The sequence below is a fragment of the Streptomyces pilosus genome, from assembly GCF_014649835.1.
GTDB lineage: Bacteria > Actinomycetota > Actinomycetes > Streptomycetales > Streptomycetaceae > Streptomyces > Streptomyces pilosus.
Genome location: NZ_BMTU01000018.1, coordinates 17,559 through 26,981 on the forward strand (window position 1 = coordinate 17,559; position 9,423 = coordinate 26,981).

The following is a 9,423-nucleotide window of genomic DNA, read 5'->3' on the forward strand; positions in this document are numbered from 1 at the left end:
CTCAGCCACCCTGCACCACCACCCGCCGCGTCGCCGCCGACTGCACCAGCCGGCCCACCGCCAGCAGCGCCACCGCCCACGCCGCCTGGAAGGCGAACGCACCGAGCGGAGCGGACTCCCCCATCAGCACATCCGCCGGCACCTGCAGCTGCGCCGCCCACGGCAGCGCCCGCACCACCTCGCCCAGCGCCCCCGGAAAAGCGTTCAACGGCAGCGTCATGCCCGAGCAGAACAGCCCCGTCACCATCAGCGCCTGCGCCACCCCCTGCCCGTCCAGCAGCCAGAACGCGGTCAGCGCGAACAGGTAGCGGATCGCGAAACTCACCAGCAGCGCCAGCACCAGCGCCACCAGGAACGCCCCCCACACCGCCACCTCCCCCGGCAAGGCCGTGGGGAAGAACAGCGCACCGAAGAGGAACGGCACCACCCCCCTCCCCAGGAACTGGAACACCGCCCGCCCCACGTCGTTGGCCAGCCACCACAGCTGGAGGTCGACCGGCCGGTACAGATCCACCGCGATCTCACCCGTACGGACGCGTTCCATCAGTTCGACCTCGAACCCGCCGCCCTGGAACGCCAGCATCGCGAACAGCGCCTGCCCCAGCCACACGTACGTGACCGCCTGCGCCTGGTCGTACCCGCCCAGACCCGGCCGGGCCTCCCACAACGCCAGGTACGTGTACACCAGGATCAGCCCGAACACCGTGTTCGTGAACACCCCCGCCGCGGTCGCCGCCCGGTACGTCGCGTACCGCCGGAACGCCCCCACCGCCACGGCCGGGTACACCCGCCACGCACCCACCCCGCCCCTCCTCCCGCCCCGGCACCGAAGCGCAGGAGCCTAGTGCGCGCACCGGCCCACCGGCCACGCGATTTCCCGGCCGCACGGGCGGCGCGGCGGCACCCGGCGGGACCACGCGTGGGAGAAGCCGCAAGTGTGCGCGACGCGCGCCGCAGCCGCGGAACGCGCCACCGGATGCGACAGTCTTGAATAAGGGAGACGCATCAGGCGTACCGGAACGAACGAGGCGAATCAGGAGTCCGTGCACGACATGAGCGACGAGCCGCAGCCGCGCCGGCCCGACCAGGGCTGGGCACCGAGAGAGCCCCAGGCGGCCGCCGCCCCCGGAGACAAGAAGGGCACCAGACCCCCGCGCACCGGATGGCGCCGCTACCTCCCCACCTGGCGCACGGTCCTCGCCGCGGCCCTCGTCACCGCCGCCCTCGTCGTCGGCGGCTTCTTCCTCGGCTACCACCTCGTGCAGATCCCCGCCGCCAACGCCCTCGCCACCCAGCAGGCCAACGTCTACCTCTACGCCGACGGCTCCGTCATCGCCCGCGACGGCGACGTCAACCGGGAGAACGTCACCCTCGGCCAGATCTCCGAGGACGCCCAGCACGCCATCCTCGCCGCCGAGGACCGCGACTTCTACACCGAGTCGGCCGTCGACCCCGAGGCCATGATCCGCGCCGCCTGGAACACCGCCACCGGCAAGGGCAAGCAGTCCGGCTCCACCATCACCCAGCAGTACGTGAAGAACTACTACCTGCGCCAGGAACAGACCGTCACCCGCAAGGTCAAGGAGTTCTTCATCGCCATCAAGCTCGACCGCAACCAGAGCAAGGACGAGATCCTCGAGGGCTACCTCAACACCAGCTTCTTCGGCCGCGGCGCCTACGGCATCCAGGCCGCCGCCCACGCCTACTACGACATGGACGCCTCCGAACTCGACGCCGGCCGGGCCGCCTACCTCGCCTCCCTCCTCAACGCCCCCAGCCAGTACGACGTCATCACCCACCCCGAGAACCGGCAGGCCGTCGAGAACCGCTGGAACTACGTCCTGGACGGCATGGTCGACGAAGGCTGGATCAGCGAGGGCGAACGCGCCGGCATGAAGTTCCCCACCCCCAAGGAGACCACCCACTCCACCGGCATGTCCGGCCAGCGCGGCTACATCGTCGACGTCGTCAAGCAGTACCTCACCGAGAACGACATCGTCGACGAGGACACCCTCGACACCGGCGGCTACCGCATCACCACCACCCTCCACAAGGACAAGCAGGACGCCTTCGTCGACGCCGTCAACGACCGGCTCATGGACCGGCTCGACCAGGAGAACCGCAAGGTCGACACCTACGTCCGCGCAGGCGGCGCCTCCATCGACCCCGGGACCGGCAAGGTCGTCGCCATGTACAACGGCATCGACTACGTCAAGCAGTACACCCCCAACGCCACCCGGCGGGACTTCCAGACCGGCTCCTCCTTCAAGCCGTTCGTCCTCACCGCCGCCGTCGAGAACAGGTCCCGCACCCAGGACGGCCGCCGCATCACCCCCACCACCCTCTACGACGGCACCAGCGAACGCCCCGTCCAGGGCTGGCCGGGCGCCCGCTACGCCCCCGAGAACGAGGACCACCGCGACTACGGCGACATCACCGTCCGCGAGGCCACCGACAAGTCCGTCAACGCCGTCTACGCCCAGATGGCCGTCGACGTCGGCCCCGACGAGGTCCGCCGCACCGCCATCGACCTCGGACTGTCCGAGGACACCCCCAGCCTCGACGACGCCGGACCCTCCATCGCCCTCGGCGTCGCCACCGCCAGCGTCCTCGACATGGCCGAGGCCTACGCCACCCTCGCCAACCACGGCGAACACAGCGGAGCCGTCCTCGTCGAGAAGATCACCCGCGGCGGCGAGAACGTCGAGCTGCCCGAACGCCGCACCCGACAGGCCGTCAGCCGCCAGGCCGCCGACACCACCACCGCCGTCCTGCGCGGAGTCGTCGAGAACGGCACCGCCACCGCCGCCCAGACCGCGGGCCGCCCCGCCGCCGGCAAGACCGGCACCGCCGAGGAGGACACCGCCGCCTGGTTCGCCGGCTACACCCCCGACCTCGCCACCGTCGTCGCCGTCATGGGCCAGGACCCCGTCACCGCCGGCCACAAGTCCCTCTACGGCGCCATGGGCCTGCCCCGCGTCAACGGAGGCGGCGCACCCGCCGAGATCTGGGGCCAGTACACCCGCGAAGCCCTCGAAGGCCGGCCCGTCCGCGCCTTCGACCTCCGCGTGCAGCCCGGCGCCTGGGAGAGCCAGCCGCCCCCCTCCGACTCCACCGACAGCCCCTCCTCCTCCGACCGCCCCACCGACCGTGACAGTGGCACACCGGACGACGAGGACACCGGCAGCAGCACCCCGGACGACACCGACGAACCCGCACCGGAGACCCCGGGCGACGGCCGCGACGACAGCGGCACCACGGGCACCACCACCGGCGGCGGGGACGGAACCACCGACGACGGCACGGAGACCGGCGGCGGCGGCACCGGCTCCAGCGACAGCAACGGCGACGGCGACGACCGCACCGGCCCCGCCGGCCTGACCGGGGCGCTCACCCAGCACACCCGCCGCGACGAATGACCCCCGGCCGCCCCGCCGCCCTCGCCGCCCTCGCCGCCCGGAGGTCAGTGCCCCGAGGTCGCCTTCAACCCCACCACGGCGACCACCAGCAGACTGATGAAGAAGACCCGGGCAGCGGTCACCGGCTCACCCAGCACCAGCATCCCCATCACCGCGGCCCCCGCCGCACCGATCCCCACCCACACGCCGTACGCCGTACCGATCGGCAACGTACGGGCCGCGTACGACAACAGCACCATGCTCGCGACGATCCCCGCACCCGTGAGCACACTCGGCACCAGCCGGGTGAACCCCTCCGTGTACTTCAGACCGATCGCCCAGCCGACCTCCAGCAGACCGGCCACCACCAGCAGAACCCACGCCACGACGGACACCTCCGACACACGAACCGAAACGGGGGTGCGTCGTCTTTGCCTCACCCCGGTACGGCGCGTCTCGTCGGGGCCCACATGGGTCCTCCCACCGTAGCCCAGGACAGACCGGAGGGGCTGGTGACCATGGTCACCAGCCCCTCCGCACCGCGGAACTACAGGTACAGGCCCGTCGAATCCTCGGAACCCTCGAAACGGTCCGCGGCCACCGCGTGCAGATCACGCTCACGCATCAGCACGTACGCCGTCCCGCGCACCTCGACCTCCGCGCGGTCCTCCGGATCGAACAGCACCCGGTCACCCGGCTCCACCGTCCGCACGTTCTGCCCCACCGCGACCACCTCGGCCCAGGCCAGCCGACGGCCCACCGCCGCCGTCGCGGGAATCAGAATGCCGCCCCCCGAACGCCGCTCGCCCTCACTCGTGTCCTGCCGCACCAGCACGCGGTCGTGCAGCATCCGAATGGGCAGCTTGTCGTCCTGGGAACCCTGCTCGTGTCTCTTGGCGCTCACGTCCTGAAACCTACCCGCAATCACCCCGAACACAGACGCGAGGGGTCACCGCCGGCGCCGGGCGGACCCGCCCCGACGACGCGACCCCACCGCCAGCAGACCCACCACACCCACCAGCAGCACCGCCACCGGCACGACCCGCTCCAGCCGCGGAGAACCCTCCGCGTCCACGAACTGGCCCTTCACCTCACTCACCACACCGTTGACCCGCACATACGCCCGGCCGAGCGTGTGGTCCACGTTGGACACGACCCTCGCCTTAGCGTCCCCCATGATCGTCTTCGGGTGCACCCGCACCCCGATCTCGTCCAGGGTCTCGGCCAGCACCGCACGACGGCGCTCGATGTCCGCCTCGATCTGCGCCGGTGTTCTGGTGTCCGCCGTGTCCGCCACCGTGTCGCCTCCGAAATCCGCTGATACCTGTGCCGGACAGTCTGTCAGCTCCACGCCGCCACGCACTGTCAGGACCCCCGGTTACCCTCGATCCCGGCACCCGATCCACGCAGCGCGCACGTACGAGGAGACCCAGACCGATGAGCGAACGCCTCCAGCCCGGGGACGAGGCCCCCGCCTTCACCCTGCCCGACGCCGACGGCAACGAGGTGTCCCTGGCCGACCACAAGGGCCGCAAGGTCATCGTCTACTTCTACCCGGCCGCCCTCACCCCCGGCTGCACCAAGCAGGCCTGCGACTTCACCGACAACCTCGAGCTGCTCGCGGACGCCGGCTACGACGTCATCGGCATCTCCCCCGACAAGCCGGAGAAGCTCGCGAAGTTCCGCGAGAAGGAGTCGCTGCGGATCACCCTCCTCGCCGACCCCGACAAGCAGGTCCTCGACGCCTACGCCGCCTTCGGTGAGAAGAAGAACTACGGCAAGACCTACCAGGGCGTCATCCGCTCCACGATCGTCGTCGACGAGCAGGGCAAGGTCGAACACGCCTTCTACAACGTCCGCGCGACCGGCCACGTCGCCAAGATCATCAAAGACCTGGCCATCTGACCCACCCCCTCCCCCGGCGGCCCGCACCCCACCCCACCGGTACGGGCCGCTCCGCTTTCCCATGGGGACCGGCGCGACAACCGACGGGAGATCCGCGGTACTTGTGTCCCAACTGCCACGCGCTGACAGAGACCTGGTGTCGGCGAAAAAGGAGGGCGAGCCGGACGAGGCGACTCCTGCCCCCGTACACTGAACGTCGCCGGTCAAGCATGATGACCGTTTTTGAGCGGCCGTGATGGAATTGGCAGTCATGCTGGGTTTAGGTCCCAGTGGGTTAACACCCGTGTGGGTTCGAGTCCCACCGGCCGCACCGCCCCCCGCCTTCTTGCTGGACGGGGGGCCTCTTCGTGTGTCAGCCCAGCAGTTCCCGGACCACCGGTACCAGGGCGCGGAAGGCCTTGCCCCGGTGGCTGATGGCGTTCTTCTCGTCCGCGGTGAGTTCCGCGCACGTCCTCGTCTCGCCGTCCGGCTGGAGGATCGGGTCGTAGCCGAAGCCGCCGGTGCCGGCGGGGGTGTGGCGGAGGGTGCCGGTCAGGTGGCCCTCGACCACGCGCTCCGTGCCGTCGGGGAGGGCCAGGGCGGCCGCGCAGGCGAAGTACGCGCCGCGGTGTTCGTCGGCGATGTCGGAGAGCTGGGCGAGGAGCAGGTCGAGGTTGGCGCGGTCGTTGCCGTGGGTGCCGGACCAGCGGGCGGAGAAGATGCCGGGGGCGCCGTTCAGGACGTCGACACAGAGGCCGGAGTCGTCGGCGACGGCGGGGAGGCCGGTGGCCCGGGCGAGGGCGTGGGCCTTGAGGAGGGCGTTCTCCGCGAAGGTGACGCCGGTTTCCTTGACGTCGGGGACGTCGGGGTAGGCGTCGGCGCCGACGAGTTCGTGGGGCAGGCCCGCGTCGGCGAGGATGGCGCGGAGTTCGGTGATCTTTCCGGCGTTGCGGGTGGCGAGGATCAGGCGGGTCATGGGCCCAGTATGTCTGGGCCCACGGGCGGCCCGTCCACTACGGGGTGCAGACCTTGGTGAGTTCGCCGGCGGCGTCGGTGATGGGGCTGATGTCGGGGGTGGCGTCGCCGTTCTCGACGGAGGTGCGGACGTTGCCGACGGCCTTGTCGAGGTCGTCGACGGCCTTGGAGACGTCGGCGTTGTCGGTCTTCTCGCCGATGTCGGTGAGGTTCTTGTCGATGGAGTCGAGGGACTCTTCGAGCTGGGTGACGTCGTTGCCGGCGTTCTCGACGGCCTGCTGCATGTCGGTGACGCTGTCGGCGATGGCGTCGGCGGTCTGCACGCAGTCCAGTGCCTTGTCGACCGCGGCGCAGCCGGTGGTGAGTCCGGCGGTCAGCGCGACGGCCGCCAGGGTGGCGGCGACGGCTGTGGTGCGGCGTCGGCGGCTCGCGGCCATGGATCGGTCCCTCCCTCGTCGGGCCGGTGCGGCCCGTGTGCGTCGGCGGGGCGGCGGCCGGTGGGGCCGGGTGCCCGTATGGGATCAGACGCGGGGGTGGCCGGCGCGGTTGCTCCGCGTCGGCCACTGTCCTTGGTCTGCCTTTTACCTTTCGAGGACGGTATCAAGGGCGGTGCGCTGTGCGGTAGCGAGTTCGGTGCAGCCGGTGACGGCGAGGTCGAGGAGGGCGTTGAGTTCGTCGCGTGCGAAGGGTTCGGCTTCGGCGGTGCCCTGGACTTCGACGAAGCGGCCGTCGCCGGTGCAGACGACGTTCATGTCGGTGTCGGCCTTGACGTCCTCCTCGTAGCGGAGGTCGAGGAGGGGGGTGCCGGCGACGATGCCGACGGAGACGGCGCTGACGGTGCCGGTGAGGGGTTTGCGGCCGGGCTTGACGAGTTTCCTGCCCTGGGCCCAGGTGATGGCGTCGGCGAGGGCGACGTAGGAGCCGGTGATGGCGGCGGTGCGGGTGCCGCCGTCGGCCTGGAGGACGTCGCAGTCGAGGACGACGGTGTTCTCGCCGAGGGCCTTGTAGTCGATGACGGCACGCAGGGAGCGGCCGATGAGGCGGCTGATCTCGTGGGTGCGTCCGCCGATGCGGCCGCGGACGGATTCGCGGTCGCCGCGGGTGTTGGTGGCGCGGGGCAGCATCGAGTACTCGGCGGTGACCCAGCCCTCGCCGCTGCCTTTGCGCCAGCGGGGGACGCCTTCGGTGACGGAGGCGGTGCAGAGGACTTTGGTGTCGCCGAAGGAGATGAGGACGGAGCCTTCGGCGTGCTTGCTCCAGCCGCGTTCGATGGTGACCGGGCGGAGTTGGTCGGGGGTGCGGCCGTCGATTCGAGACATGGCGCCGAGCCTAGCCGGAGACGGCGGAAGGGCCCCTTCCGCGGTGGGTCGGGGCCCTGAAGGTGTGGCTTTCGCCGGAGTTCAGGCGGGGTGGTTCACATCATGTCTTCGATCTCGGCGGCGATGGGGTCGGCGTCGGTGCCGATGACGACCTGGATGGCGCTGCCCATCTTGACGACGCCGTGGGCGCCGGCGGCCTTGAGTGCGGCTTCGTCGACCTTGGCGGGGTCCACGACTTCGGTGCGGAGGCGGGTGATGCAGCCTTCGATCTCGTCGATGTTGTCGATGCCGCCGAGTCCGGCGACGATCTTCTCAGCCTTGGTGGCCATGTTCGTTCTCCCTGATGCGAACCGCTTTGTCGCAGTAACCCACAGTTGGCCCAGCTTTGCGAGCGGCCTGGTCGTGGGTGCCGAATGATGGCGTCACGACGGCGGGTCCGCCCCTCCCCACTGGTCTACACCACCGGGTGGACCGCGGACAAACCCGTCGTGCCCGTGGTGGCCGTGTTCCAGCGAAGGGGGCCGGATGAGTGCCGACAGTCCTGCCGGTGCCGAGCCTACGGCGGGTTCGGCGCGGGAGCGCTGGAACCGGTTGTTCCAGGGTCTGCAGAAGATGGGGCGGAGTCTGCAGCTGCCGATCGCGGTGCTGCCGGCGGCCGGGATCCTGAACCGGCTGGGGCAGCCGGACGTGTTCGGGGACGACGGTCTGGGGTGGACGGACGTCTCGAAGGTGATGGTGGGGGCGGGTGGCGCCCTGCTGGACGGTTCGCTGGGGCTGCCGCTGCTGTTCTGCGTGGGTGTGGCCATCGGGATGGCGAAGAAGTCGGACGGTTCGACGGCGCTGGCGGCGGTGGCGGGGTTCCTCGTCTACTTCAACGTGCTGCGCCAGTTCCCGGAGGACTGTCCGGAGGGTTCGCGGGCGGTGCCGCAGGTGGGGTGTCAGGTGACCGACGGGTCGGGGACGGTGACGGCGTTCACGTTCCAGAACCCGGGGGTGTTCGGCGGCATCGTGATCGGGTTGATGGCGGCGTACCTGTGGCAGCGGTTCCACCGGACGAGGCTGGTGGACTGGCTGGGCTTCTTCAACGGGCGGCGTCTGGTGCCGATCATCATGGCGTTCGCGGCGATCGCGTTCGCGGCGGTGTGCCTGTGGGTGTGGCCGCCGATCGGGGAGGCGCTGGAGAGTTTCAGCGACTGGATGAGCGACCTGGGCGCGTGGGGTGCGGGTGTGTTCGGTGTGGCGAACCGGGCGCTGCTGGTGGTGGGGCTGCACCAGTTCCTGAACGTGCCCATCTGGTTCCAGTTCGGTTCGTACACGAAGCCGGACGGGACGGTGGTGCACGGTGACATCAACATGTTCCTGGCGGGTGATCCGGAGGCGGGGCAGTTCCTGTCCGGGTTCTTCCCGATCATGATGTTCGCGTTGCCGGCGGCGGCGCTGGCGATCACGCACTGCGCGCGGCCGGCCCGGCGCAAGGAGGTCGGCGGCCTGATGCTGTCGGTGGCGCTGACGTCGTTCGTCACGGGGATCACGGAGCCGATCGAGTACTCGTTCCTGTTCGTGGCGCCGCTGCTGTACGTGGTGCACGCGGTGCTGACGGGGGTGTCGATGGCGGTGACCTGGGGGCTGGGGGTGCACGACGGGTTCAGCTTCTCGGCGGGGCTGATCGACTACGTCATCAACTGGAACCTGGCGACCAGGCCGTGGCTGATCATCCCGATCGGCCTGGTGTTCGCGGCGCTGTACTACGCGATCTTCCGTTTCGCGATCACGCGGTTCGATCTGAAGACCCCGGGGCGGGAGGCGGAGGAGGAGGTGGAGGACGCGACGAAGGCGTGATCCTCTAG

11 protein-coding genes, 1 tRNA gene and 1 riboswitch are annotated in these 9,423 nt (G+C 70.2%); of the genes, 4 read left to right on the forward strand and 8 right to left on the reverse strand.

Going from position 1 to position 9,423, the window contains the following annotated elements; translation table 11 throughout:
• Position 1: 1 nt before the first annotated feature.
• Positions 2–802 carry an ABC transporter permease gene (locus tag IE118_RS30520; protein WP_189561338.1) on the reverse strand — a complete coding sequence of 267 codons (801 nt, stop codon included), beginning with the start codon at positions 800–802 and terminating at the stop codon, positions 2–4.
• Between the two features lie 250 nt (positions 803–1,052).
• Here IE118_RS30520 and IE118_RS30525 point away from each other — a divergent pair, with 250 nt between their 5' ends.
• Complete coding sequence (locus tag IE118_RS30525) at positions 1,053–3,419, forward strand: transglycosylase domain-containing protein (protein WP_189561339.1); 2,367 nt, start codon at positions 1,053–1,055, stop codon at positions 3,417–3,419.
• Positions 3,420–3,463: 44 nt separating this feature from the next.
• On the opposite strand, the gene IE118_RS30530 is transcribed toward IE118_RS30525, so the two are convergent.
• The 3 genes from IE118_RS30530 to IE118_RS30540 all read right to left on the reverse strand — a co-directional run bounded on the left by IE118_RS30530 (position 3,464) and on the right by IE118_RS30540 (position 4,695).
• A complete protein-coding gene (locus IE118_RS30530) occupies positions 3,464–3,784 on the reverse strand; it encodes a DMT family transporter (RefSeq protein WP_189561340.1) in 321 nt (106 codons plus the stop codon).
• A 33-nt stretch (positions 3,785–3,817) separates the two neighbouring features.
• A riboswitch (guanidine-III (ykkC-III) riboswitch) is annotated at positions 3,818–3,878 on the reverse strand.
• 67 nt (positions 3,879–3,945) lie between these two features.
• Positions 3,946–4,248: a GroES family chaperonin gene (locus IE118_RS30535; RefSeq protein ID WP_199293027.1), complete on the reverse strand. Its 303-nt coding sequence runs from the start codon at positions 4,246–4,248 to the stop codon at positions 3,946–3,948.
• A 99-nt stretch (positions 4,249–4,347) separates the two neighbouring features.
• Entirely contained in the window at positions 4,348–4,695 is a 348-nt protein-coding gene (locus tag IE118_RS30540; protein ID WP_189561341.1) for a DUF3618 domain-containing protein, read from the reverse strand.
• Between the two features lie 140 nt (positions 4,696–4,835).
• On the opposite strand from IE118_RS30540, the gene bcp reads away from it, so the two are divergent.
• Both bcp and IE118_RS30550 read left to right on the forward strand, forming a co-directional pair.
• Complete coding sequence (gene bcp, locus IE118_RS30545) at positions 4,836–5,303, forward strand: thioredoxin-dependent thiol peroxidase (RefSeq protein WP_189561342.1); 468 nt, start codon at positions 4,836–4,838, stop codon at positions 5,301–5,303.
• A gap of 226 nt (positions 5,304–5,529) precedes the next feature.
• Positions 5,530–5,613: transfer RNA gene (locus tag IE118_RS30550), tRNA-Leu, on the forward strand.
• A 42-nt stretch (positions 5,614–5,655) separates the two neighbouring features.
• Here IE118_RS30550 and rdgB read toward each other — a convergent pair.
• The 4 genes from rdgB to IE118_RS30570 all read right to left on the reverse strand — a co-directional run bounded on the left by rdgB (position 5,656) and on the right by IE118_RS30570 (position 7,905).
• Positions 5,656–6,258: an RdgB/HAM1 family non-canonical purine NTP pyrophosphatase gene (gene rdgB / locus IE118_RS30555; protein ID WP_189561343.1), complete on the reverse strand. Its 603-nt coding sequence runs from the start codon at positions 6,256–6,258 to the stop codon at positions 5,656–5,658.
• A 37-nt stretch (positions 6,259–6,295) separates the two neighbouring features.
• The gene (locus tag IE118_RS30560) at positions 6,296–6,694 is read right to left on the reverse strand and encodes a hypothetical protein (RefSeq protein WP_189561344.1); all 399 of its coding nucleotides are present in this window, start codon (positions 6,692–6,694) and stop codon (positions 6,296–6,298) included.
• A 144-nt stretch (positions 6,695–6,838) separates the two neighbouring features.
• Positions 6,839–7,576 carry a ribonuclease PH gene (gene rph, locus IE118_RS30565; RefSeq protein ID WP_189561345.1) on the reverse strand — a complete coding sequence of 246 codons (738 nt, stop codon included), beginning with the start codon at positions 7,574–7,576 and terminating at the stop codon, positions 6,839–6,841.
• 95 nt (positions 7,577–7,671) lie between these two features.
• Positions 7,672–7,905 (reverse strand): PTS sugar transporter subunit IIB, encoded by a 234-nt coding sequence (locus tag IE118_RS30570; protein ID WP_037931958.1) that lies wholly within the window; start codon positions 7,903–7,905, stop codon positions 7,672–7,674.
• 196 nt (positions 7,906–8,101) lie between these two features.
• On the opposite strand from IE118_RS30570, the gene IE118_RS30575 reads away from it, so the two are divergent.
• Positions 8,102–9,415, forward strand: coding sequence for a PTS transporter subunit EIIC (locus IE118_RS30575; RefSeq protein ID WP_189561346.1), 1,314 nt, complete (start codon positions 8,102–8,104; stop codon positions 9,413–9,415).
• The last annotated feature ends 8 nt before the right edge of the window (positions 9,416–9,423 follow it).

Coding starts and splice junctions, on each gene's coding strand:
- rdgB (WP_189561343.1), bottom strand. CDS start 6,258: ATGACCCGCCTGATCCTCGCCACCCGCAACGCCGGAAAGATCACCGAA.
- bcp (WP_189561342.1), top strand. CDS start 4,836: ATGAGCGAACGCCTCCAGCCCGGGGACGAGGCCCCCGCCTTCACCCTG.
- IE118_RS30575 (WP_189561346.1), top strand. CDS start 8,102: ATGAGTGCCGACAGTCCTGCCGGTGCCGAGCCTACGGCGGGTTCGGCG.
- IE118_RS30535 (WP_199293027.1), bottom strand. CDS start 4,248: ATGCTGCACGACCGCGTGCTGGTGCGGCAGGACACGAGTGAGGGCGAG.
- IE118_RS30560 (WP_189561344.1), bottom strand. CDS start 6,694: ATGGCCGCGAGCCGCCGACGCCGCACCACAGCCGTCGCCGCCACCCTG.
- IE118_RS30570 (WP_037931958.1), bottom strand. CDS start 7,905: ATGGCCACCAAGGCTGAGAAGATCGTCGCCGGACTCGGCGGCATCGAC.
- IE118_RS30525 (WP_189561339.1), top strand. CDS start 1,053: ATGAGCGACGAGCCGCAGCCGCGCCGGCCCGACCAGGGCTGGGCACCG.
- rph (WP_189561345.1), bottom strand. CDS start 7,576: ATGTCTCGAATCGACGGCCGCACCCCCGACCAACTCCGCCCGGTCACC.